Origin of the sequence: Nocardiopsis dassonvillei subsp. dassonvillei DSM 43111 (genome assembly GCF_000092985.1) — a bacterium.
GTDB classification, from domain to species: Bacteria; Actinomycetota; Actinomycetes; order Streptosporangiales; family Streptosporangiaceae; genus Nocardiopsis; species Nocardiopsis dassonvillei.
Genome location: NC_014211.1, coordinates 14,065 through 35,839 on the forward strand (window position 1 = coordinate 14,065; position 21,775 = coordinate 35,839).

A 21,775-nucleotide genomic window follows, 5' to 3' on the forward strand; every position below is an offset into this window, starting at 1 on the left:
AAGGGGCGGGCGCGGATTCAATCGGGGTGTCGGGCGGTCCGTCGGCACGGCCCGCCGTCGCCTCGGCGGAGGGAAGCGCGCATGCCGGGACCGTGGAACGCGTGGCCGTGGGAGGCCGACCCCGAGGCCGTGCGCCGGGACGTGGCGGTCGCGCACGCGCGCTTCACCGACTCCGGTCGGGTCAGCGGCCCGGTCCGCCCCGTCGTCGGCGCCTCCTGGCGGCGCAGCGCCCAGCACGGCGTGGACCCCGACACCGCCCTGCCCCGGATCGAGCTCACCGGCCCCGACCTGCGCGACCACCGCGACGCGCACCCGCTGGCCGCCGTCATGCCGCTGCTGCGGCACCTGCTCGTCGACACCGCGCCCGGCCCCCAGATCCTCGCGGTGGGCGACGCCTCGGGCCGCCTGCTGTGGGTGGAGGGCGACCACCGGCTCCGCGGCCGGGCCGAGGACATGTGCTTCGTCGAGGGCGCCAACTGGCACGAGCACGCGGTCGGCACCAACGCGCCCGGTGTCGCCCTCGCCCTCGACCACGAGGTCCAGGTGTTCGCCAGCGAGCACTTCGCCCGGGGCGTGCAGCACTGGAGCTGTTCCGCGGCGCCCCTGCACGACCCCGGCACCGGCGCCCTCCTGGGCGTCCTCGACCTCACCGGGGACAGCCACCTCGCCTCGCCGCAGGCCCTGGCCCTGGTCCGCGCCGCCGCCACCGCGGCGGAGGCGGAGCTGCGCGCCCTGCGCGCCGGGGCCCGGGGGCCCGAGCCGAGACGGCGGCGGGCGGGCCGGACCGCCCGCCCGCCCACCGGTCCACGCGGAGGCGCCGCCTCCGCCGAAGCCCGCGGACCCGCCGGGGACGACCGGCTCCGCGTCCTGGGACGCGACGGCGCCCGGCTCACCCTGGACGGCCGCGACCTGGACCTGAGCACCCGCCACTCCGAGATCCTGCTCCTGCTCGCCCGCAGTCCGCGCGGGCTGACCGGCGACGAGCTCGGCGCCCGGCTGCACGAGCGGGACGCCTCCCCGGTCACCGTCCGCGCCGAGGTGTCGCGCCTGCGCCGCCTCCTCGGCCCCGGCCTGCTCGCCTCCCGCCCCTACCGGCTGTGCCGTCCACTGGCCACCGACGTGGACGAGGTGCGCCGCCACCTGGCCGCGGGCGCTTACCGGCGGGCCCTGGACGCCTACGCCGGGCCGGTCCTGCCCCGCTCGGAGGCGCCCGGCGTGGCCGAGGTCCGCGACGGCCTCCAGGCCGAGGCGTGCGAGGTCCTGGGCGCCAACGCCGGACCGGACGTGCTCCTGGACTGGGCCGAGCACCCCGAGTGGCGCGACGACCCCCGAGTCCTGACCGCCGTGCTGCGCGCCCTCGACCCCGCCTCCCCACGCCACGCCGCCCTGCGCGGCAGGCTGCGCTGGCTCGGCGGCTGACCCGCCCGCAACGTGGTCGCAACGTGGTGGTGACTAGCGTCACCCTCCCGACCTCCCCGGAAGCGGCTGCCGGCCCCACGGCCGGAGCCCGGTGAACTAAGGAGACCTCCATGGCGATCTACGCACCCCCGGGCCAGCCCGGAAGCGTCGTCGAGTACGCCGCCCGCTACGACAACTGGATCGGGGGCGAGTGGGTCAGGCCGGTCCGGGGCCGCTACTTCGAGAACCCCAGCCCCGTCAACGGCCGCGTCTTCACCGAGGTCGCCCGCAGCGGCGCGGAGGACGTGGAACTGGCCCTGGACGCGGCCCACGGCGCCGCCCCCGCGTGGGGCCGCACCTCCGCCGCCGAGCGGGCCCTGGTCCTCAACCGGATCGCCGACCGCGTCGAGGAGAACCTGGAGAGGCTCGCCGTCGCCGAGTCCTGGGAGAACGGCAAGCCCGTCCGCGAGTGCCTGGCCGCCGACCTGCCGCTGGCCGTGGACCACTTCCGCTACTTCGCCGGGGCGATCCGCGCGCAGGAGGGGCACACCTCCCAGATCGACGGCGACACCGTCGCCTACCACTTCCAGGAGCCCCTGGGCGTGGTCGGCCAGATCATCCCGTGGAACTTCCCGCTGCTCATGGCCACCTGGAAGCTCGCGCCCGCGCTGGCCGCCGGGAACGCGGTCGTGCTCAAGCCCGCCGAGCAGACCCCCGCGTCGATCCTGCTGCTCATGGAGCTGGTCGCCGACCTGCTGCCGCCCGGCGTGGTCAACGTCGTCAACGGCTTCGGCGCGGAGGCGGGCAAACCGCTGGCCAGCAGCCCCCGCGTCAGCAAGGTCGCCTTCACCGGCGAGACCACCACCGGCCGCCTCATCATGCAGTACGCGTCGGAGAACCTCATCCCGGTCACCCTGGAGCTGGGCGGCAAGAGCCCGAACATCTTCTTCGCCGACGTGGCCGCGGCCGACGACGCCTTCTACGACAAGGCCCTGGAGGGCTTCACCCTCTTCGCCCTCAACCAGGGCGAGGTGTGCACCTGCCCCTCGCGGGCCCTGGTGCAGGACGCCGTCTACGACCGCTTCATGGGCGACGCCCTGGCCCGCGTCGGCCGGATCCGGCAGGGGAACCCGCTGGACACCGACACCATGGTCGGCGCCCAGGCCAGCAACGACCAGCTGGAGAAGATCCTGTCCTACATCGACATCGGCCGCCGGGAGGGGGCCGCGGTGCTCGCCGGAGGGGAGCGGGTCGATCCCGGCGGAGACCTGTCCGGCGGCTACTACGTCGCGCCGACCGTCTTCGAGGGCCACAACGGCATGCGGATCTTCCAGGAGGAGATCTTCGGCCCGGTGGTGTCGGTGGCCCGCTTCGACGACTACGACGACGCCCTCAAGACCGCCAACGACACCCTCTACGGGCTGGGGGCGGGGGTGTGGTCGCGCGACGGCAACACCGCCTACCGCGCGGGCCGCGACATCCAGGCGGGCCGCGTGTGGGTGAACAACTACCACTCCTACCCGGCGCACGCGGCCTTCGGCGGGTACAAGCAGTCCGGCATCGGCCGCGAGAACCACAAGATGATGCTCGACCACTACCAGCAGACCAAGAACCTGCTGGTCAGCTACTCCGACAAGGCGATGGGGCTGTTCTGATGGATCCCCGCGCCGACGGCGCGGCCGTGGAGAGGGTGGCCGTCACCGACGCGGCGGCCGCCCTGCTCCGCGAGCTGCGCGCCGAACACGGGCCGCTCATGTTCCACCAGTCCGGCGGGTGCTGCGACGGCAGCTCGCCGATGTGCTATCCGGCGGGGGAGTTCCGCACCGGGGCCTCGGACGTGCGCCTGGGCGACCTGGAGGTGGGCGCGCCCGAACCGGTGCCGGTGTGGATGTCGCGGGCGCAGTTCGAGCTGTGGAGCCACACCCACCTGACCATCGACGTCGTCCGGGGCAGGGGCGCGGGCTTCTCCCTGGAGGCGCCGACGGGCAACCGGTTCCTCATCCGCTCCCGGCTGATGACCGACGACGAGGCCGAACGCCTCTGAGCCCGCGCGGACCCGGCGGGGCGGAGAACGCGGTGGGGCCGCCCTGACGGAGCCGGACGGGGCGGCCTCCCGGGGGAGCGCGGGGGGAGCGGCCCTCCGGTCCGCGCCGCCCCGTCCCCCCGTCAGGCGTTCCCGGGGTCCGGACGCCCGTCGGTCCGCGCGCCGGCTTCGGAGGCGCGGAGTTCCTCGTTGATCCGCTGCGCCTCCTCCAGCTGGTCCTCCAGGATGATGATCCTGCACGCGGCCTCGATCGGAGTGCCCTCGTCCACGAGTTCGCGGGCGCGGGAGGCGATCCTGAGCTGGTAACGGGAGTAGCGGCGGTGCCCGCCCGCCGAGCGCAGGGGCTCGATCAGCCGGGCCTCACCCAGGGCGCGCAGGAAGGCCGGTGTGGCACCGATCATCTCCGCCGCGCGGCCCATGGTGTAGGCGGGGTAGTCGTCATCGTCGAACCGGTCTTCGGTTTCGGGACGGGACAAGCGTTTCTCTTTCTCTCCTCATCGCACGCCGAGGGCCCCAGCGCCGAACAGCGCTGGGGCCCGAGAGTTCAACACCATCTACCGGCTGCTGCCGGTCTTCCGCTTCCCGAGGTCGAACTGGGACGGGAACGCGGGGATCGCGGTTGTGTGACCGTGGACCACCTTCTTCCGAACCGGGGCCTGCGGTACCCGAGTGGGACATCCCCACACCCGGGCGATCCTCGATGGCATCTACTCCTCTCGATCTCACTGCGTACACTTCACACCTGCCGCGGCGCCCCCCGTACGGGCGGGGCGCCGGTCCTGCGGTACTGCCTTACCTCTGTACTGCGTGTCGCTGTCCTACCGGCTCCCGGCGTCTTGAGGCACGTGCACACCGGTCGAGCCGACCTGCTCTGTCACTGCGCGGTCCTCCCCGTGCGGGCGAAGAACCGGTCCTGCGGTACTGCCCTACCTCTGTACTGCGGTCCTACCGGCTCCCGACGCCGTACGCAAACCTCTGCGTCGGTCGAGCCCTACCGCGTTCTCCCTGTTGCTGCGGCGTCCCCCGTGCGGGCGGGACGCCGGCCCTGCTCCCCACCGGCGCATCCGGTGGTCCACCTCGTGGATCTCTGTGGCTACGACAGGAAATGTATCAGCGCTTCCGGCGGATGTCTACTCTGGCCGATGTAGATTTCGGTGAGTCCCGCGAGGAGGTTTTCCGGAAGCGCCGCCTCAGCCCGCCTCGGCGTACACCGGGGCCTCCAGGGACGCCCTCAGCTGCTCGGCGAGCGGTTCGTCGAGGCTGTGCGGCAGGCCCCCGTGGCGAGGGTCCCGGCACGCCCGCCGGAAGGAGTCGGGGTCGCCGGTCAGCTCCGCGGTGGCGTTCCTGAGGTCCTCCAGCGCCTGGCGGAGGCGGTCGGGAGTGCTCCCCCACGCGGTCTCGTAGGCCCGGAGGGCGCGGAAGAAGCGGACGCACGCGAAATGGGTCGTCTCCCGGTGGTCGTGGCGCTGGATGTGCTCGGCCACGGCGCGGGTCCTGCGGAGTGTGGAAGGCATCGGATCACTGCTTCCTGAGGGGAGGGACACGGACACTGCTCAGGGGCGGGCGGCCCGGCCGGAGCCGGGCCGTCGGGGGCTCAGGCCCGGATACTGCGGGGCTGGCCCTCGCCTGTGCCGACGCTGATCTTGCGCGGCTTGGCCTGCTCGGCGACCGGGATGCGCAGGGTCAGGACGCCGTCGGCGTAGTCGGCCTGGATGGCGTCGGTCTCCAGCGTCTCGCCGAGGAACAGCTGCCGGGAGAAGGTGCCGGTGGGCCGCTCGGCGACCACCACCGACTCGCGGTCGCGCACGGTGTCGGGGCGCTCGGCGGTCACCGTGAGCACGTTGCGCTCGACCTCCAGGTCGATGGAGTCGGCGCGCACGCCCGGCAGGTCGAAGCAGACGACGAAGACATCACCGTCACGGTAGGCGTCGATCGGCATCGCGGCCGGTCGGGACGCATCGCCCAGGATCCGCTGTGTCAGGCGGTCGATGTCCCGGAAGGGGTCGGTACGCATCAGCATCATGGAAACCTCCCTTGGCTCTACTAGAAAACCTGATGCGAGGTGACGCAAGTTTTATACCTCAGTCTGGAGAGGTAAACAACTATGTCCGACAAAGATTTCCTCAAGCCGTGGGTAAGACGACGGTCCCGACGGGAAGGATGCGCTGATGAGGGGACCGGGGCCGGATCCTGTCCGGGGCCTGTACACGATCTCCGTGGCCGCGGAGCTGTCCGGCGTCGCGCCGCGGAGCCTGCGCGCCTACGAGGAGCGGGGCCTGGTCGCTCCGGCGCGCACCGAGGGCGGCACGCGGCTGTACAGCGACGACGACATCATCCGCCTGCGGCGGGTGGCCGAGCTGGCCGCCCAGGGGGTGAACCTCGCGGGGATCGGCCGGATCCTGGAGCTGGAGGAGGAGAACACCCGGCTGCGCGGCGGTCCCGGGTGAGGCGGGCGGGGGCCGGCTCCGCCCGGACCCGGCCCGGACACGGCGAGGGCCCCGGGAGCGGGCTCAGCCGCCCTCCCGGGGCCCTCGCGGGGGTTCTCGCCCGCCGTCTAGCGGGAAGCGCCGTCCGCTTCGCCGCCGCCCTTCCCGCGCTTGGCCTCCAGGCGCTCGGCCAGCTCGTCACGGGTGGTGAGCTCCTCGTCGATGCGCCCGGTCCGGTAGCCCACGCGGGCGGCGATGTGGCCCGCCACCGGGACGGTCACGATCTGGAACAGCGCCACCAGCAGCAGCGTTCCGGCGCTGAAGACGTTGGTCTCCACGGGGATCAGCCGGATGCCGATCCCCACCAGCACCAGCAGCAGTCCCAGGATCTGCGGCTTGGCGGCGGTGTGCATGCGCGAGAGCAGGTCGGGGAAGCGCAGCAGGCCCACGCCCGCCACGAGCGAGAGCATGGCCCCGGCCAGGACGCACAGGAGCGCCACCCAGTCCAGGACGGTGATCAGCTGGTCGCTCACGAGGTCTCCCCCTTCTCCGGCCGCTCCGAGTCGGGGACCGCGTCGGTGGGCGTCGCTGAGGTCGGATGGGCCTCGGTCGGCGTGGCGATGTGCTCCTGGTCCTCGTGCGCCCGCCGCGCGACGAACTTGGCGATGCTGACCGAGCTGACGAAGCCCAGCAGGGACAGGACCAGCAGCGTCGGCAGGACCGTGGGGTCGCGGGTGAAGGCCGCGTAGGCGCCCACGCCGGCCAGCGCCGAGGCGAGCAGCACGTCCACGGAGATGGCCCGGTCCAGGATGCCCGGACCGATGAGCATCCGGGTCACGCTCAGCAGCGCGGCCAGGCCGAGCATGACGCCGATGACGATCCACAGGACGTTCACGGTCTCCCCCTCCCGCCGCCCAGCACGGGCTCCCCGGCCCGCAGCGCGGCGATGTCCTCACGGGTGCCCAGCGCCATCACGATCCGCTCCTCCAGGTGCAGGACGTCCTCGCGCCCCTGCTCGATCGAGCCGTCGTCGTCCGCGCCCAGCACGTGCACGTACAGGGTCCGGTCCGGCTGGCCGACCTCGACGATCACCGAACCCGGGATGATCGAGCTGGCGATCGACACGCACACCTGCATCAGGTCGGAGTCGGTACGCAGCCGCACCTCCACCACCGAGCTGTGCACCCGTCCGGGCGTGAAGGTCTGCACGGTCACCCGGAAGCTGGCCCAGACCATTCGGGCGAGCATGTACACCAGCAGCCGGACCAGGTACAGCGGCCGGAACCGGAACCCCGGGGAGATCGGCGGCAGCGGGAACACCAGCATGATCACCACCGACACCAGGAAGCCCAGGACCAGCAGGCCCAGCGACTCCGGCCGCAGACGGAAGGCGTCGAAGAGCAGCATCCACACCAGGGTCATGCCGAGTGCCACCGGGATCTGCACCTTGCCCAGGCGCCTGCGCAGCGCGGTCAGGCCGATCCGCTTCTTCTCCTGCAGGCCGTTCACCGGTCGCCTCCCAGAACCGCCTCGATGTAGGGGCCGCGCGCCTGGAGCTCGACCGCCGCGTCCGAGGAGTACTCGATCAGCGGTCCGGCCAGCACCGTCAGGGCGATGCTGAACACCACCAGCGCCACCGTGGCGCCGACCATACTCCTGGGCAGGACGACGGACGTGACCACGGGCGTGGCCGCGGTCGAGGTGTCGCCCAGGCGGGAGGACGGACCGACCGCCTCGCCGGGGCCCAGGGCCGCGGTGGAGGGGTCGTCGGTCTCGGTGTCCTCCAGCACGGTGCCGGGCTCGGCCACCATGCCCTCGGAGGGCGTGCGCCAGAACGCGTAGTTCCACACCCGGGCGATGACGTACAGGGTCAGCAGGCTCGTCAGCACCGACGCGCCCACCAGGGCGTAGGCCAGCGGCGTGCCCGCCTCCACCCCGGCCTGGATCAGGCCGAGCTTGCCGAGGAAGCCCGACAGCGGCGGGATGCCGCCCAGGTTCATCGCCGGGACGAAGAACAGGACCGCGAGTATCGGCGCGATCCGCACCAGTCCGCCCAGCTGGTCCAGCGAGGTGGAGCCGCCCCGGCGCTCGATCAGACCCGTGATGAGGAACAGCGTGGTCTGCACCGTGATGTGGTGCGCGACGTAGAACACCGCGCCCGCCATGCCCTGCTCGCTGCCCAGGGCCACACCGAACACCATGTACCCGATGTGGCTGATCAGCGTGAACGACAGCAGACGCTTGATGTCGGTCTGCGCGACCGCGCCGAGGATGCCCATGATCATCGTCGCCAGGGCGACGACCATCAGCAGGTCGTTGAGCTGGTCGCCCGGGAACAGCAGGGTCTGGGTGCGGATGATCGCGTACACGCCCACCTTGGTGAGCAGGCCCGCGAACACCGCCGTGACCGGCGCGGGCGCGGTCGGATAGGAGTCGGGCAGCCACGCGGCCAGCGGGAAGACCGCCGCCTTGATGCCGAAGGCGAACAGCAGCACGACCTGGAGGACCGCCCGCAGGTCCGAGGACAGCTCGGGCAGCCGCTCGCCGAGCTGGGCCATGTTCACGGTGCCGGTCGCGCCGAAGACCAGCGCGATGGCGATGAGGAACAGCACCGACGACACCAGGGACACCACGACGTAGATGGCGCCCGCCCGCATCCGGGACTGCGTGCCGCCCAGGGTCAGCAGCACGTAGCTGGCCGTCAGCAGGATCTCGAACCCGACGTACAGGTTGAACAGGTCACCGGCCAGGAAGGCGTTGGAGACGCCCGCCACCAGGATCAGGTAGGTCGGCTGGTACACCGACAGCGGTGCCACCTCGGCCTTGCCCGCCATGCCCTGGCCGATGGAGTACACCAGCACGGCCAGCGTGATCGCCGCCGACACCGTCACCATCAGCGCGGAGAGCCGGTCGGCGACCAGGGTGATGCCGATCGGCGCCTCCCAGCCGCCCACCTGCACGACCTGCGGGCCGTAGGCGTGGGAGCCGAGCATCAGCACGAGGCCGATGACCAGCACCAGGGCCAGCGAGATGACGCTGAGCGCCTGCTGGAGCCGGGGCCAGCGGATGCCGAGCGCCAGCTTCACCCCGGCCGCGAACAGCGGGAGCACCACCGGCAGCGGGATGAAGTAGTGCAGCAGACCGACGAAGTAGTCCGTCCCCATGGTCACTCGCTCCCTTGCAGGTCGCTGTCCTCGGCGCGGGCCAAGCGCTCGCGTTCGGCCCGCATGGTCTGGCGCGCCTGCCTGCGCTGCGAGCGGATGCGGCGGCGCAGCTCGCGCCACAGCTCGCGCTCGGCGGCGCGGTCCGCCCGCCTGTGCTCGCGCAGGCGCCTGCGCCCCTGGCGGATGCGCCCGCGCAGCTCCTGGACCTGGGCGGTCATCGACTCCGCGCGGTCGCTCAGGCGGCGCATGGTCTCGCGGGACTGCTCGTCCGGATCGTTCTCCTCCGCCTCCAGCTCGTAGCGGGCCAGTTCGGCCTGCGCCCGCGCGATCTCGGCCTTGATGCGGGCCTGCTCGGCCAGCTCGCGGGCGTCGGCGGTGGCGATGGTCGCCTGGAGTTCGGCCCGCTGGCGGCGGATGTCGGCCTGGAGCCTGCGGCGCTCCTTGAGGAAGCGCTGGCGCACCGCGCGGCGGCCCTCGCCCTGGACGATGCGCAGGTCCTCCGCGTCGTCCTGGACCTCGTCGTTGCCCTCCAGCTGCCAGTTCCGGTAGGCCATGGCCAGCAGGAAGGCGGTGATGCCGAGGGTGATGACGATCGCCGTCAGGATCATCGCCTGCGGCAGCGGGTCGGTCATCTCCTCCGGTTCGGTGAACCACAGGACCGGCGGCCCGCCGGGCTCGCCCGCCATGGACAGGATCATCAGGTTGACCCCGTTGCTCATGACGATGAAGCCGAGCAGCACGCGGGTGAGGCTGCGCTCCAGCAGGAGCACGACGCCCACCGCGACCAGGACGCCGACGATGACGACCAGGAGCAGGCTGGGGGACTCGTTCACGAGATGACCTCCTCGGGGCGTTCGGGTCCCCCGGTCCTGGCCTGGGCCTCCGAGTGCGCGGCGTCCCGCTCGATCTGCTCGTCGATGCGGGCGCCGAGGCTGCGCAGGATGTCGAGGATGAGCCCGATCACCAGCAGGTACACGCCGATGTCGAAGAGCATGGACACCGTGACGTGGGCCTCGCCCAGGATCCAGAAGTCGATGTAGGTGTCGCCTCCCGCGAGGACGTCGGTGCCGAAGACGGCCCCGCCCAGCGCGGTGCCGGTGGCCACGGCCAGGCCCGCGCCGATCAGCGCGCCCGGCTGCACCCACGCGGTGGCGTACAGCTCGAACCGGCCTCCGGCCAGGTAGCGGACGATGAACGCCAGGCCCGCGACGATGCCGCCCGCGAAGCCCCCGCCGATGGCGGTGTGGCCGGTGAGCAGCAGGTACACCGAGATCACCATGATCACGGGGAACAGGAAGCGCGAGACGACCTCGAAGATGACCGACCGGCGCTCGGTGGGCAGGGCGTCGGCGCCCGGCAGCCAGGTGCGCGCCCACCGGGGCTCGACGTGCATCCTGCGGGGGGCGAACCGCAGGCCGCCGAGGTCGAGTCCGCGCTGGCCGTCGGCGGGCGGCGGCGGTTCGGTGACCGACAGGGCCATCACCCCGCCCGGCGTCTTGCGCGGCTGGGCGCGGCGGCGCACGAACATCAGGCTGGCCACGCCGGCGGCCGCGGCGGCGAGCACCGAGATCTCGCCCATGGTGTCCCAGGCCCGGACGTCGACCAGCAGGACCGAGATGATGTTGTAGCCGCCCGCCTCCTCGGCCGCGGCCGGGTAGCCCGCCGAGATGGAGGGCTCCTGGCGGCCCGCGAGGGCGAACCAGGTCATCGCGGCCACCAGGACTCCGGTGGCCGCGCCCAGGGCCAGGTTCCACACCCGGCGCCCGCGCAGCGCGGGCGCCGAGAAGCGGGCCGGGAAGCGGCGCAGCACCAGCACGAAGACCACCAGGCTGACGGTCTCCACGAGGAACTGGGTGAGCGCGATGTCGGGGGCGCCCATCAGGTAGAACAGGGCGGCGACGCCGTAGCCGCCGGTGCCCACGAGGATCACCGCGAACAGGCGGCGGCGCACGAACAGCGTCAGCAGGGCGGACGCGCCGATGATCAGGACCGGGATGATCTGGACCGGGCTGTCCCACAGGCGCACCGCGGGGTAGTCCCCCTCCCAGATCCGGCCGCTGACCATCCACCACCCGGCGGCGACGACCAGCGTGACCAGGATGGTGCCGAGGTAGACCGGCAGCGAACCGCGCTGGGTGCCGCCGGTGACCTGGAGGGCCAGGTTCTCCAGCGCGGCCAGCATCCGGCGGTAGACCCGGTCGGCGTCGGGCAGCGCGGTCCGCGTTCCCGCCCACACGATCTCGTGGCGGAACCGGAACAGCGCCAGGCCGCCCGCGACGCACACCGCCGACAGCAGCAGGGGCAGTCCCAGGCCGTGCCACAGGGCCAGGTGCTTGGCGTAGTCGCCCTCGGCGACGGGGACGGTGTCGGCGTACACGGCCAGGAAGGGGTCCACGAGGGTGGAGAGCAGGCCGCCGAGCAGGCCGAGCCCGGCCAGGACCGCGGCGGGCGCCTGGAGGAGCGGGCCGGGGGCGTGCAGCGGGGTGGCCGGGACGTTCTCCTTGTCCCAGAAGGCGCCCCACAGGAAGCGCAGGCTGTAGGCGACGGTGAAGGTGGAGCCGATCACGATGCCCGCCAGGACGGCGATGTCGGCGCCTCCGCCGTGCTCGAAGGCGCCGAAGGCCAGCTCCTTGGCGGCGAACCCGAGGGTGGGCGGCAGACCCGCCATGGAGGCCAGAGCCACGACCGAGGTCCAGAAGGTCACGGGCATGGAGGAGCGCAGGCCGGACAGCTCGCGCAGGTCGCGGGTCCCGGTGCTGTGGTCGATGACGCCGACCACGAGGAACAGCGGCGCCTTGAACAGCGAGTGCGCGATGAGCATCGAGATCCCGGCCAGGGCGCCGGCCTGGGTTCCGGCGCCCAGCAGGGTGATGAGGAAGCCCAGCTGGCTGATGGTGCCGTAGGCCAGGACCAGCTTGAGGTCGTACTGGCGCAGCGCCTTCCAGCCCGCGAGGACCATGGTGAGCGTGCCGAAGAACAGGGCCGTGTACTTCCACACGGCGACGTCGTGGAAGGCGGGGGTGAGCCGGGCCACCAGGTAGACGCCCGCCTTGACCATCGCCGCGGCGTGCAGGTAGCCGGAGACCGGCGTGGGGGCGCGCATGGCGGCGGGGAGCCACAGGCTGAACGGCAGCAGGGCCGACTTGGACATCGCGCCGACCATGATGAGCACGAGCGCGACGTTGACCAGGGCGCCGGCCGGCGGCGAGGCGACGATCTCGGAGATCACGTAGGTCCCGGCGGTCTCGCCGAGCATGATCATGCCCACGAGCATCGCCAGTCCGCCGAAGGTGGTGACGGTCAGGGCCGTCATCGCCGCCCGGCGGCTCTCCTTCAGCTCCGTGCTGTGCCCGATGAGCAGGTAGGAGAAGACCGTGGTCAGCTCCCAGTAGACGAAGAGCTGGATGAGGTCGTCGGCCAGCACCAGGCCCAGCATGGCCCCGGCGAAGGCGACGAACACCCCGGCGAAGCGGGCCAGACCGGGTTCGGAGTCGTCGAAGTAGCGGGCGCAGTAGATCAGGATCAGCGCGCCCACGCCCGCGGCGATGAGCGTCATCACCAGGCCCAGGGCGTCCATGTACAGGCCGAGCCGGAGGGAGAACTCCGGTGCCCAGGGGATGGAGACGGCGAGGGTCTCGCCGCGCATGATCGCGGGGATCTGGAAGAGGGCCCAGAGGGTGGACACACCCGGGACGACGGCGAGCGCGAGGAAGGCGTTACGGCCCCACTGGCGCACCAGTAACGGCGCGATCGCAGCTGCGATGAAATGCGCGATCAGCACTGTTGTCAATGCGCCCCTCCCGGACCTGTCCGGGCCCGCCCTGGTGTCGGACGGACGTCCACTGCCCCGCACCGTGTCCACAACCGTTCAGTGGACGGGAGGTGTCGCTACGGTTTGTGGGGGCATGGATGTATGTGAACTTGCGTGCCTTAGCTATTTAATAGCTAGACTACACAAACGTCAAACCACCGCGCGGATTGTGGACCCGCGGTGCCCGCCCAGCATGCGAGGACCGTTTCGTGCCCGACGAGACCCACGAACCCCGTGCCGAACAGCACGGTTCCGAGCTTGAGGAGTTCCAGCGCGCCTGGACCGAACTCATCAACGCGGCTCTCCACGCCCGCTCGCGCAGCGGTCACGGTCACCGGGGTGCCGAAGATCTCACTCTGACGCAGGCGCTCCTGATGGAGGCGGTGCGCGGTATGGACAGCCCCAGCGTCGGCGCCGTCGCGCACATCGTCGGTGTCTCGTCCCCCTCCGCCACCCGCATGATCCAACAGCTGGAGCGCAAGGGCATGATGGCGCGCCGCCGCTCCGAGCGCGACGAGCGCAGCACCGTGGTGACCCTCACCGAGGAGGGCGAGCGGGTGCTCGCGATCCGCCGCAGGGACATGGAGCGCAAGCAGCGCCAGGTGTTCGACGCCATAAGGCCGTCGCTGCGCCCGATGGTGCTCACCCTGCTGCGCGACCTGCGCGAGGCCCTCGACGAGACCTGAGGCGCCCGGGGCCGGCGGGGTCCCCGGTACGGGCCCGGAGCCCCCGCCCGGGGGGCCTCTGCCGTCGGCAGATCTGCCCCGGGCCGAAACGGTGGAAGTCTCCCTCCCCGCCGCCGCAGGCTGGGATCACCGGCCCACGGGGGCCGGGGAAGGGAGAGTGCCATGCCGACCCATGTCGCCGCCTCGGACGAGACCTCCGGCGGTGCCTTCGACGACCAGCTGGCCACGCGCCTGCTGCGCAGCCGCATCGTGCTGCTGGGCACGCAGGTGGACGAGGCCAGCGCCAACCGCGTGTGCGCGCAGATCCTGCTGCTCGCCGACGAGGACCCGCGCAGGGACATCACGCTGGCCGTCAACAGCCCCGGGGGCTCGGTGTCGGCCGGACTGGCCATCTACGACGTGATGAACTTCGTCCCCAACGACGTGTCCACCCTGGTCATGGGGTTCGCGGCCAGCATGGGCCAGTTCCTGGCCTGCGTCGGCACGCCGGGCAAGCGCTACAGCCTGCCGCACGCGCGGATCATGATGCACCAGCCCTCCGGGGGCCTGGGCGGGACGGCCGCCGACATCGCCATCCAGGCCGAGAACCTCGCGCACACCAAGCAGACCATGGTGCGGCTCATCGCCAAGCACACCGGCCAGACCGAGGAGACCATCTCCCGGGACCAGCACCGCGACGCCTGGTTCACCGCGCAGGAGGCCAGGGAGTACGGGTTCGTCGACCACGTGGTCGCGTCGGTCGCGGAGATGGACGGCGGAGGCATTCGGCTGGGCGCCGGGGCACCCGGGTTCGCCACGTACGTGAAGGGGGAGGACCGGTGAGCGGTCGTTACACGGTGCCGATGGTGGTGGAGCGCACGCCCCACGGCGAGAGGTCCTTCGACGTGTTCAGCCGACTGCTGTCGGAACGGATCATCTTCCTGGGCACGCCGATCGACGACGACGTCGCCAACGTGGTGATGGCGCAGATGCTCCACCTCGACTACGAGTCGAGCGAGACCGACATCCAGCTCTACATCAACTCGCCGGGCGGCTCGAACACCGCGCTGACCGCCATCTACGACACCATGCGGTTCGTGCGCGCGGACGTGGCCACGGTGTGCATGGGCCAGGCGGCCTCCGCCGCGGCGGTGCTGCTGGCGGCGGGCACGGCGGGCAAGCGCACGGCCCTGGAGCACGCGCGGGTGCTGCTGCACCAGCCCTCCGGGGAGGGCCAGGGAGTGGCCGCCGACCTGGAGATCCAGGCCGAGGAGATCCTGCGGGTCCGCTCGCAGGTGGAGGAGATCCTGGCCCGGCACACCGGGCAGACGCAGGAGCGGCTGCGCGCCGACACCGACCGGGACAAGATCTTCACCGCGCAGCAGGCGAAGGAGTACGGCCTGGTGGACGGGATCATCACCACCCGCCAGGCGCACCCGGCGACGGGGAGGACCGCCGCCTAGGGGACCGTCCGGGGCCGGGGGCAGGCCCCCGGTCCCGGGGCCCGCCCCCTCAGGCGGCCAGCGACAGGACCCGGGCCTGGTGGGCGGGCGCGGTGGCGGGCCGGTAGTCGCCCAGACCGGTGCCCGTCCGGGTCAGCCGGGCTGTCACGGTGCGCTCGTACAGCCCGCCCAGCACGTCGGACAGGCTCAGCCCCAGGGAGCGGTAGACGGCGGCGAGCACCTCGGAGGAGGCCTCCTTGCGCCCGCGCTCGATCTCGGACAGGTAGGGCAGCGAGACCTGGGCGTCCTCGGCCACCTCGCGCAGCGTGCGGCCCTGTTCGTTGCGGGTGCGCCGCAGCAGGTCGCCGATGAGGTCGCGCATGAGGGGTTCCGGCGGCTCCTCGGCGCGCCTGCCCGCGCGGGCCTCGTCCAGGGAACTCAGGACGTCGGTCATCGGGCCTCCACGGTTGTCGTGCGCGACGGTCTCACCCGACGAGCCTACGCCGCCGCGGTCTCGCGGGGGAGTGCGTCCACAGGCGTTCTGCGAAGGGCAGAACCGTCCGGGCCGCGCGTGCGTCGCATCCGCTGTCGGGCACCCCGGCCCCCGCGCCGCGGGGCCGACGCCGCGGCCGAGGAGAGCCGGTGCCCCCGAGGAGAGAGGCCAGGGTTGTGGACACGACCGCCAGGACAGCCGGAACAGGGAGCCCGCCCCGGGAGGAGTTCTCGACCGCGCGCAGGCGCGTGCTGCGCACGCGCAGCCTCATCGCGCTCGGCGTCTACGCGCTGACCTGGGCCCTGGTGTTCGTGGTGCTGGCGACCGCGCACTCCATGGGCGCGCTCGCCGTCTCCCAGGACGGCATGGCCTCCGTGCTGTTGGTGAGCCTCCTGCTCGCACCGGTGCTGCTGTGGCTCGTGGTCAAACCGCTGCACGTGCTCGGCCGCGCGCTGACCCGCTGGCTCGGCGGCCACCGGGTGCTCTGGACGACGCTGCTGGTCGTGGCGGCCCTGGCCCTCGGGGTCGCCGCCCTGACCGCGCTCACGGCCGACCCCGCGCTCGGCGCGGTCGCCGCGGGGGATCTCGTCACGCCGCTGGCCGAGGGCGTGGCGCTCCTGTCCGCCGCCGCCCTGGTGGCGCTGCCGATGACCGTCCTCTACGCCGCCCTGCGCGTGGACCGGCCGATGCCCGAGTCCATCACGCGCGGCCTCCTCGCCCTGGCCCTCCAGGCGGTCGCGAACTGGTAGCCGGCCAGGCCACGGCCGGGCACGGAACGCGCAAAGCCTTGGTGCCGGGCGCGTGTCCCGCGTGTTTTCGCCGTCACCGAGCGGGCAGGGGGTGAGGGCGTCAACATCCGGGAGGAACAGATGGAGATCACCGGAATCATCAGTGCGATCATCGTCGGCCTGATCGTCGGCGCACTGGGACGCCTCATCGTCCCCGGCAAACAGCACCTGCCGATCTGGCTGACCCTGGTCCTGGGCATCGTGGCCGCCTTCATCGGCGGTTGGATCGCCGCGGGGCTCTTCGGCGCCGGGTGGATCATCACGCTGATCATCCAGGTGCTGGTGGCCGCAGCGATCGTCTACCTCGCCGACGGCTTCTACTCCAGGGGAGCGAAGGGCCGCACCGCCTGACCCCGCGGCCGACGAGGTCCGGAGAGGCACCGCCGCCGCACCGGAGGCCGACCCGCGAGGTCCGCCTCCGGGCGGCGCCGTCCCGTGCCGCTAACCGAGCGCCTCGTCCACGCCCACGGCCCGGCCCAGGCGCACGGAGGCCTCGGCGGCCTCCAGCACGGCCACCACATCCCGGCCGAAGCGCACGTCGCAGGGGTCGCCGACCTCTCCTTCCACCTGTGCCAGCAGCCGGTCGACCGCCGTGCCGAACGCCTGCACCGGGCTCCGGTCGCCGCCGGGCACCGGCACCCAGCCCCGATCGCCGTGCAGCACGACCTCGAAGGCCTTGGCCTCGGGCGCGGCGTCCACGGTCACCGCGAACGAGCCGACCGCGCCGCTCTCGTGCCGCGTGAGCATGTGCACGGTGTCGCGCGGCCCGGCCATCGCCGTCACCTGCGTGACCGGGCCGAGCACGGGCAGCACCAGCGACAGCACGTGCGGGCCCACGTCCCACAGGCCGCCCTTCTGCTGACGCCAGCGCGAGCCGCCGTAGGGGTTGCCGGGCTCGAAGATCGAGGCGAACAGCGTCGCCCGCACGCCGTGCCAGCCGCCCTCCGCCGCGGCCGAGTCCACGAAATCCACCACGTTGTCCGAGAAGCGGCTGGTGAAGAAGACCACCGACGCCAGCCCGCGCGCCTCGGTCTCGGCGACCACCGCGTCCGCCGCCAGGGTCGACAGCGCCAGCGGCTTGTCCAGCAGCAGGTGCTTGCCCGCCCGGGCGGCGCGCAGGGCCAGGTCGCCCTGGATGTGGGGCGGCAGCGCGATCGCCACGGCGTCCACGTCGTCCAGCAGCGCCTCGAAGTCCTCGTACGCCCGGGTCCCGTAGCGTTCGGCGAGCGCCGCCGCCTTGACCGCGTCGCGTCCCCACACCCCCGCCAGGGTGGCGCCGGGGTGGGCGTCCAGCGCCGCGGCGTGCGTCTCCGCGGCCCAGTAGCCGGTGCCCAGCAGACCGAACCTGAGTCCCATGCGTGCTCCCTCGTCCCTTGTGTCCACCGTCTCACCATTGTCCATGGAAGCGCTCCCACACTCCCGGGCGGGGCCGATCGCCCGCGGCTCCCCGCCCGGCGCCTCAGGGGTGCAGACGGCGCGCCCCCGCGGACGGCAGGGCACCGAACGCGGCCGGTTCCTCGAAGCCCCGCTCCCGGTAGGCCTCCAGCACCGCCTTCCCGCAGGCCTCCACGCGCCCGGTCTCCACCAGGGCGACCACGCACCCGCCGAAGCCGCCGCCGGTGATCCTGGCCCCCAGCGCGCCCGCGGCCAGCAGCGCGTCCACCGCGGTGTCCACCTCGGGCACGCTCACCTCGTAGTCGTCGCGCAGCGAGGCGTGGGAGGCGGTGAGCAGCGGCCCCACCTCCCGTGTGCGCCCGGACCGGAGCAGGTCCACGGCCCGCAGCACCCGCCCGTTCTCGGTCACCACGTGGCGCACCCGGCGGCGGGACACGTCGTCGGGCAGCGCGGCCAGGGCGCCCGGCAGGTCGGTGACGTCGCGCAGGGCCGCCACCCCCAGGACGCGCGCGGCCTCCTCGCACGAGCGGCGCCGCTCGGCGTAGGCGCCGTCCACGTGCCGGTGCGGGGCGCGGGTGTCCACCACCAGCACGGTCAGCCCGTCCGCGGAGGGGTCGAAGGGCACCTGCTCGGTCTCCAGGGTGCGCGTGTCCATGAACAGGGCGTGCCCCTCGGTGGAGAGCATGGACGCGGACTGGTCCAGGATCCCGCAGGGCATGCCCACGAAGTCGTTCTCCACCCGCTGGGCCAGCCGGGCCACCCCGCCCGGCGCGAGGTCGGCCCCGTACAGGGAGGCCGCGGCCATGACGGCCGCGCACGACAGCGCGGCCGACGAGGACAGGCCCGCCCCGCTCGGGATCGTGCTGTCCACCAGCAGGTCCAGCCCGTCCACCGGGTGGCCCTCGTCCCGCAGGACCCACAGCGCCCCGGCGGGGTAGGCGGCCCACCCCTCCACCGCGCCGGGGACCAGGTCGCCCACCGGGCCCGCGTACTCCTCCGGCGACTGCCGGGAGAGCAGCCGCACCCGCCCGTCCGTCCGCCGGGCGGCCGAGGCCGTCAGCGCGTGGGGCAGGGCGAAGGGGAGCACGAACCCGTCGTTGTAGTCGGTGTGCTCGCCGATGAGGTTGATCCGCCCCGGCGCGGTCCACACGCCCTCGGGCCCGTACCCGAACGCCGAGTGGAACGCGGTCGTCACGTCGTCCACGAGGTCCTGCCTTCCTGCTGTGCGATGGGGGTCAGGCCGTGCCGCGCCGCGCCAGGACGAACTCCCAGGCGTCGGCGACGGTCTCCTCCAGCGTGCGCCCCGGCGTCCAGCCCAGCTCCTGACGGGCCCGGTCGTTGGCCGCGACCAGGACGGCCGGGTCGCCCGCGCGGCGCGGGCCGTCCACCACGGGCACCGGGCGGCCGGTCACCCGCCGGACCGCCTCGATCACCTCGCGCACGCTGTGCCCGCCGCCGGTGCCCAGGTTGTGGACGCGGAAGACGCCCGGGCGCACGCTCTCCAGGGCGCGCAGGTGCGCGTCGGCCAGGTCGGCGACGTGCAGGTAGTCGCGCACCGCCGTTCCGTCCCGGGTCGGGTAGTCGGTGCCGAACACGCTGGCGTGCCCGTCCCCCTCGGCGGCCACCCGCAGCAGGTTCGGCACCAGGTGCGTCTCGGTCTCGTGCCGCTCCCCGAAGCCCAGGTGCGCCCCCGCCACGTTGAAGTAGCGCAGGCTCACCGCGCCGACACCGTGCGCCGCGGCCCACGACTCCAGCATGTGGTCGACGGCGAGCTTGCTCGCGCCGTAGGGGCTGGTGGGCACCGCCGGGTCGGTCTCGCGGATCGGCGCGTCGCCCGCGGGGTCGCCGTAGACGGCGGCGCTGGAGGAGAACACCACGCGCCCCACGCCGTGGCGCCGCACGGCCTCCAGCAGGGCCAGCGTCCCCGACACGTTGGTGTGCCAGTACTTGCCCGGGTCCGCCACCGACTCGCCCACCAGGGACTTGGCGGCGAAATGCAGCACGGCGTCCACGGACGGGTCCAGCACGTCGGCGGCCTCGCGCACGTCGGCCACCACCAGCCGGGCCCCCTCGGGCACGGCGTCCGCGTGCCCGGTGGACAGGTCGTCCAGGACGGTCACGGCGTGGCCGGCCCGCAGCAGCAGGGCGGTCACCACGCTCCCGACGTATCCGGCGCCCCCGGTGACGAGCAGCCTCACGGCGCGACCTCCCGCAGCCGCTCGGCGACGGTCTCGGGCGCGACGTCGCTGATGAACGCGCCCATGCCGGACTCGGTTCCGGCCAGGTACTTGAGCTTGCCCGGCGCACGCCGCACCGAGAACAGCTCCAGGTGCAGGTGGGCCAGGTCGCGCCGGTCGCGCACGGGCGCCTGGTGCCAGGCGGAGATGTAGGGCAGGGGCGCGTCGTAGAGCGCGTCGAAGCGGCGCAGCAGGTCCAGGTAGAGGCGGCCGAAGTCCTCGCGCTCCTCCTCCGACAGCGCGGGCAGGTCGGGCACCTGCCGGTGCGGGTACAGGTGCACCTCCACGGGCCAGCGGGCCGCGGCCGGGACGAAGGCCGTCCAGTGCTCGGTCCTGGCCACCACCCGGATCCCGGCCTCCTGCTCGGCGCGCAGCACGTCGGCGAACAGCGAGCCGCCGGTGCGCTCGCGGTACTCCTCGGCGGAGTCGAGCATCCGCCGGGTGCGGGGGGTGACGAAGGGGAACGCGTAGATCTGTCCGTGCGGGTGGTGCAGGGTCACCCCGATCTCGGGCCCCCGGTTCTCGAAGCAGTACACCTGCTCCACGCCCGGCATCGCCGACAGCGCCTCGGTCCGGTCGATCCAGGCGGCCATGACCGTGCGGGCCCGCTCGGGGCCCAGGTCGGCGAAGGACGCGTCGTGGTCGGAGCCGAAGACGAGGACCTCGCAGCGGCCCGCGGCCACGCGCCGGGACGGCTCCAGCTCCCCGACCCCCTCCAGGGCGCGACCGTCATCGCGCACCAGCGAGGGGAAGCGGTTCTCGAAGGCGACCACGTCGTAGGAGGCGGCCGGGACCTCGGTCAGGCGCCCCTCCGCCGAGGGGCACAGCGGGCAGTCGTGGCTGGAAGGCAGGTGGGTGCGGCCCTGCCGGTGGGAGGCCACCACCACCCACTCGCGCAGCAGGGGGTCGAAGCGCATCTCCGCGCCCGTCGCGGACGGGGGCAGCTCGCGCAGGTCGGGCGCGGGTTCGCGGGCGGTGTCGCCCTCGTCGAAGTAGACGATCTCGCGGCCGTCGGCCAGCCGGGCCGAGGTCCTCCTCATCCGTCCTCCCTCTTCCTCGGTCGCACGTCGGCGACCACCAGGCGGCCCACGTGCTCGGTCAGCGCGGCCCGGACGGCCGGGTCGGTTCCGGAGTCGGTGACCAGCACGTCGCAGCGGTCCAGCGGCGCGATGGTGCTGATCCCGACCGTGCCCCACTTGCTGTGGTCGGCGGCGACCACGAGGGAGGCGGCGGCCTCCACCAGGGCGCGGTTGGTCTCGGACTCCATGAGGTTGGGCGTGGTGAACCCGGCGCGCTCCTGCATGCCGTGCACGCCCAGGACGAGGACGTCCAGGTTGAGGCCGCGCACGGAGGCGAGCGCGAGCGGGCCCACGAGCGCGTCGGAGGGCGTGCGGAAGCCGCCGGTGAGCGCCACGGTCTGGTCGGGCCGCGCGGCCCGGTGGAACACCTCGGCCACGCGCAGCGAGTTGGTGACGACCGTCAGCCCCGGCGTGTCGGTGAGGTACTCGGCGACGGTGGCGGTCGTGGTGCCCGCGGACAGGCCCACGGCGCTGTGCGGCTCGACCAGCTCGGCCACGGCCCGCGCGATGGCGTGCTTCTCGTCCTCCTGACGGGTGGACTTGGCCTCGAAACCGGGCTCCTCGGTGCGCGCGCCCTCCGGTGCCACGGCCCCGCCGTGCACCTTGCGCACCTCGCCCCGGCTCTCCAGGGCGTCGAGGTCGCGGCGCACGGTCATGTCCGACACCGAGAGGCTCTCGACCAGGTCGGCCACCCGCACCGCCCCGCTGCGCCGCACCTGTTCGAGGATCAGCTCCTGCCGTTGCGCAGCCAGCATCCGCCCCCCAGGCATGATCGAAAATGTGGGAATGTGTTGGATCCAGTGTTCCAGGTTCCCCTCCGGTGTCAATGGTAC

General features: G+C 72.9%; 24 protein-coding genes. 9 read left to right on the top strand and 15 right to left on the bottom strand.

What is annotated here, in order from left to right:
* Positions 1–81 precede the first annotated feature (81 nt).
* The 3 genes from NDAS_RS24110 to NDAS_RS24120 all read left to right on the top strand — a co-directional run bounded on the left by NDAS_RS24110 (position 82) and on the right by NDAS_RS24120 (position 3,442).
* Entirely contained in the window at positions 82–1,419 is a 1,338-nt protein-coding gene (locus NDAS_RS24110) for a GAF domain-containing protein (protein WP_013155872.1), read from the top strand.
* Positions 1,420–1,529: 110 nt separating this feature from the next.
* A complete protein-coding gene (gene exaC / locus NDAS_RS24115) occupies positions 1,530–3,053 on the top strand; it encodes an acetaldehyde dehydrogenase ExaC (protein WP_013155873.1) in 1,524 nt (507 codons plus the stop codon).
* A complete protein-coding gene (locus NDAS_RS24120) occupies positions 3,053–3,442 on the top strand; it encodes a DUF779 domain-containing protein (protein WP_013155874.1) in 390 nt (129 codons plus the stop codon). Before exaC ends, NDAS_RS24120 begins: the two co-directional genes overlap by 1 nt.
* Positions 3,443–3,564: 122 nt before the next feature.
* Here NDAS_RS24120 and NDAS_RS24125 read toward each other — a convergent pair whose 3' ends face one another.
* The 3 genes from NDAS_RS24125 to NDAS_RS24135 form a co-directional block, all read right to left on the bottom strand.
* Complete coding sequence (locus tag NDAS_RS24125) at positions 3,565–3,918, bottom strand: MerR family transcriptional regulator (protein ID WP_013155875.1); 354 nt, start codon at positions 3,916–3,918, stop codon at positions 3,565–3,567.
* Positions 3,919–4,632: 714 nt separating this feature from the next.
* Entirely contained in the window at positions 4,633–4,956 is a 324-nt protein-coding gene (locus NDAS_RS24130) for a hypothetical protein (protein WP_041553368.1), read from the bottom strand.
* An 80-nt stretch (positions 4,957–5,036) separates the two neighbouring features.
* Positions 5,037–5,465: an Hsp20/alpha crystallin family protein gene (locus NDAS_RS24135; RefSeq protein WP_013155877.1), complete on the bottom strand. Its 429-nt coding sequence runs from the start codon at positions 5,463–5,465 to the stop codon at positions 5,037–5,039.
* Between the two features lie 145 nt (positions 5,466–5,610).
* Here NDAS_RS24135 and NDAS_RS24140 point away from each other — a divergent pair, with 145 nt between their 5' ends.
* Positions 5,611–5,889: a MerR family transcriptional regulator gene (locus NDAS_RS24140; protein WP_013155878.1), complete on the top strand. Its 279-nt coding sequence runs from the start codon at positions 5,611–5,613 to the stop codon at positions 5,887–5,889.
* Between the two features lie 107 nt (positions 5,890–5,996).
* On the opposite strand, the gene mnhG is transcribed toward NDAS_RS24140, so the two are convergent.
* The 6 genes from mnhG to NDAS_RS24170 are packed head-to-tail and all read right to left on the bottom strand — an operon-like array spanning position 5,997 to position 12,813.
* Positions 5,997–6,401: a monovalent cation/H(+) antiporter subunit G gene (mnhG, locus tag NDAS_RS24145; protein WP_013155879.1), complete on the bottom strand. Its 405-nt coding sequence runs from the start codon at positions 6,399–6,401 to the stop codon at positions 5,997–5,999.
* Positions 6,398–6,763 carry a monovalent cation/H+ antiporter complex subunit F gene (locus NDAS_RS24150; RefSeq protein ID WP_013155880.1) on the bottom strand — a complete coding sequence of 122 codons (366 nt, stop codon included), beginning with the start codon at positions 6,761–6,763 and terminating at the stop codon, positions 6,398–6,400. The genes mnhG and NDAS_RS24150 overlap by 4 nt, the downstream gene beginning before the upstream one ends.
* The gene (locus NDAS_RS24155; protein ID WP_013155881.1) at positions 6,760–7,377 is read right to left on the bottom strand and encodes a Na+/H+ antiporter subunit E; all 618 of its coding nucleotides are present in this window, start codon (positions 7,375–7,377) and stop codon (positions 6,760–6,762) included. The genes NDAS_RS24150 and NDAS_RS24155 overlap by 4 nt, the downstream gene beginning before the upstream one ends.
* Positions 7,374–9,032: a Na+/H+ antiporter subunit D gene (locus NDAS_RS24160; RefSeq protein WP_013155882.1), complete on the bottom strand. Its 1,659-nt coding sequence runs from the start codon at positions 9,030–9,032 to the stop codon at positions 7,374–7,376. Before NDAS_RS24160 ends, NDAS_RS24155 begins: the two co-directional genes overlap by 4 nt.
* Before the next feature lie 2 nt (positions 9,033–9,034).
* Complete coding sequence (locus NDAS_RS24165; protein WP_013155883.1) at positions 9,035–9,865, bottom strand: Na(+)/H(+) antiporter subunit C; 831 nt, start codon at positions 9,863–9,865, stop codon at positions 9,035–9,037.
* Positions 9,862–12,813 carry a Na+/H+ antiporter subunit A gene (locus NDAS_RS24170; RefSeq protein ID WP_041553371.1) on the bottom strand — a complete coding sequence of 984 codons (2,952 nt, stop codon included), beginning with the start codon at positions 12,811–12,813 and terminating at the stop codon, positions 9,862–9,864. The genes NDAS_RS24165 and NDAS_RS24170 overlap by 4 nt, the downstream gene beginning before the upstream one ends.
* Positions 12,814–13,052: 239 nt before the next feature.
* On the opposite strand from NDAS_RS24170, the gene NDAS_RS24175 reads away from it, so the two are divergent.
* The 3 genes from NDAS_RS24175 (at position 13,053) to NDAS_RS24185 (ending at position 14,971) form a co-directional block, all read left to right on the top strand.
* Positions 13,053–13,529 carry a MarR family winged helix-turn-helix transcriptional regulator gene (locus tag NDAS_RS24175; RefSeq protein WP_013155885.1) on the top strand — a complete coding sequence of 159 codons (477 nt, stop codon included), beginning with the start codon at positions 13,053–13,055 and terminating at the stop codon, positions 13,527–13,529.
* A 162-nt stretch (positions 13,530–13,691) separates the two neighbouring features.
* The gene (locus NDAS_RS24180; protein WP_013155886.1) at positions 13,692–14,351 is read left to right on the top strand and encodes a ClpP family protease; all 660 of its coding nucleotides are present in this window, start codon (positions 13,692–13,694) and stop codon (positions 14,349–14,351) included.
* Complete coding sequence (locus NDAS_RS24185; protein WP_013155887.1) at positions 14,348–14,971, top strand: ATP-dependent Clp protease proteolytic subunit; 624 nt, start codon at positions 14,348–14,350, stop codon at positions 14,969–14,971. Before NDAS_RS24180 ends, NDAS_RS24185 begins: the two co-directional genes overlap by 4 nt.
* Positions 14,972–15,020: 49 nt before the next feature.
* Here NDAS_RS24185 and NDAS_RS24190 read toward each other — a convergent pair whose 3' ends face one another.
* A complete protein-coding gene (locus NDAS_RS24190) occupies positions 15,021–15,404 on the bottom strand; it encodes a helix-turn-helix domain-containing protein (protein WP_013155888.1) in 384 nt (127 codons plus the stop codon).
* A gap of 188 nt (positions 15,405–15,592) precedes the next feature.
* Between NDAS_RS24190 and NDAS_RS24195 the strand changes: the two genes are divergently transcribed.
* Both NDAS_RS24195 and NDAS_RS24200 read left to right on the top strand, forming a co-directional pair.
* A complete protein-coding gene (locus NDAS_RS24195) occupies positions 15,593–16,192 on the top strand; it encodes a hypothetical protein (protein ID WP_013155889.1) in 600 nt (199 codons plus the stop codon).
* A gap of 120 nt (positions 16,193–16,312) precedes the next feature.
* Complete coding sequence (locus NDAS_RS24200) at positions 16,313–16,582, top strand: GlsB/YeaQ/YmgE family stress response membrane protein (protein WP_013155890.1); 270 nt, start codon at positions 16,313–16,315, stop codon at positions 16,580–16,582.
* A gap of 90 nt (positions 16,583–16,672) precedes the next feature.
* Here NDAS_RS24200 and NDAS_RS24205 read toward each other — a convergent pair whose 3' ends face one another.
* The 5 genes from NDAS_RS24205 to NDAS_RS24225 form a co-directional block, all read right to left on the bottom strand.
* On the bottom strand, positions 16,673–17,587 hold the full coding sequence (locus tag NDAS_RS24205; protein WP_041553373.1) for a Gfo/Idh/MocA family protein: 915 nt from the start codon (positions 17,585–17,587) through the stop codon (positions 16,673–16,675).
* Positions 17,588–17,690: 103 nt separating this feature from the next.
* Positions 17,691–18,830 (bottom strand): galactokinase, encoded by a 1,140-nt coding sequence (gene galK / locus NDAS_RS24210; protein WP_013155892.1) that lies wholly within the window; start codon positions 18,828–18,830, stop codon positions 17,691–17,693.
* 31 nt (positions 18,831–18,861) lie between these two features.
* Entirely contained in the window at positions 18,862–19,824 is a 963-nt protein-coding gene (galE, locus tag NDAS_RS24215; RefSeq protein WP_013155893.1) for a UDP-glucose 4-epimerase GalE, read from the bottom strand.
* Complete coding sequence (galT, locus tag NDAS_RS24220; RefSeq protein WP_013155894.1) at positions 19,821–20,903, bottom strand: galactose-1-phosphate uridylyltransferase; 1,083 nt, start codon at positions 20,901–20,903, stop codon at positions 19,821–19,823. The genes galE and galT overlap by 4 nt, the downstream gene beginning before the upstream one ends.
* Positions 20,900–21,697 (bottom strand): DeoR/GlpR family DNA-binding transcription regulator, encoded by a 798-nt coding sequence (locus NDAS_RS24225; RefSeq protein WP_019609372.1) that lies wholly within the window; start codon positions 21,695–21,697, stop codon positions 20,900–20,902. The genes galT and NDAS_RS24225 overlap by 4 nt, the downstream gene beginning before the upstream one ends.
* Positions 21,698–21,775: the final 78 nt, after the last annotated feature.

Coding starts and splice junctions, on each gene's coding strand:
- NDAS_RS24205 (WP_041553373.1), bottom strand. CDS start 17,587: ATGGGACTCAGGTTCGGTCTGCTGGGCACCGGCTACTGGGCCGCGGAG.
- galT (WP_013155894.1), bottom strand. CDS start 20,903: ATGAGGAGGACCTCGGCCCGGCTGGCCGACGGCCGCGAGATCGTCTAC.
- NDAS_RS24180 (WP_013155886.1), top strand. CDS start 13,692: ATGCCGACCCATGTCGCCGCCTCGGACGAGACCTCCGGCGGTGCCTTC.
- NDAS_RS24225 (WP_019609372.1), bottom strand. CDS start 21,697: ATGCTGGCTGCGCAACGGCAGGAGCTGATCCTCGAACAGGTGCGGCGC.
- NDAS_RS24160 (WP_013155882.1), bottom strand. CDS start 9,032: ATGGGGACGGACTACTTCGTCGGTCTGCTGCACTACTTCATCCCGCTG.
- NDAS_RS24110 (WP_013155872.1), top strand. CDS start 82: ATGCCGGGACCGTGGAACGCGTGGCCGTGGGAGGCCGACCCCGAGGCC.
- NDAS_RS24140 (WP_013155878.1), top strand. CDS start 5,611: ATGAGGGGACCGGGGCCGGATCCTGTCCGGGGCCTGTACACGATCTCC.
- exaC (WP_013155873.1), top strand. CDS start 1,530: ATGGCGATCTACGCACCCCCGGGCCAGCCCGGAAGCGTCGTCGAGTAC.
- NDAS_RS24135 (WP_013155877.1), bottom strand. CDS start 5,465: ATGATGCTGATGCGTACCGACCCCTTCCGGGACATCGACCGCCTGACA.
- NDAS_RS24200 (WP_013155890.1), top strand. CDS start 16,313: ATGGAGATCACCGGAATCATCAGTGCGATCATCGTCGGCCTGATCGTC.
- NDAS_RS24130 (WP_041553368.1), bottom strand. CDS start 4,956: ATGCCTTCCACACTCCGCAGGACCCGCGCCGTGGCCGAGCACATCCAG.
- NDAS_RS24190 (WP_013155888.1), bottom strand. CDS start 15,404: ATGACCGACGTCCTGAGTTCCCTGGACGAGGCCCGCGCGGGCAGGCGC.
- NDAS_RS24120 (WP_013155874.1), top strand. CDS start 3,053: ATGGATCCCCGCGCCGACGGCGCGGCCGTGGAGAGGGTGGCCGTCACC.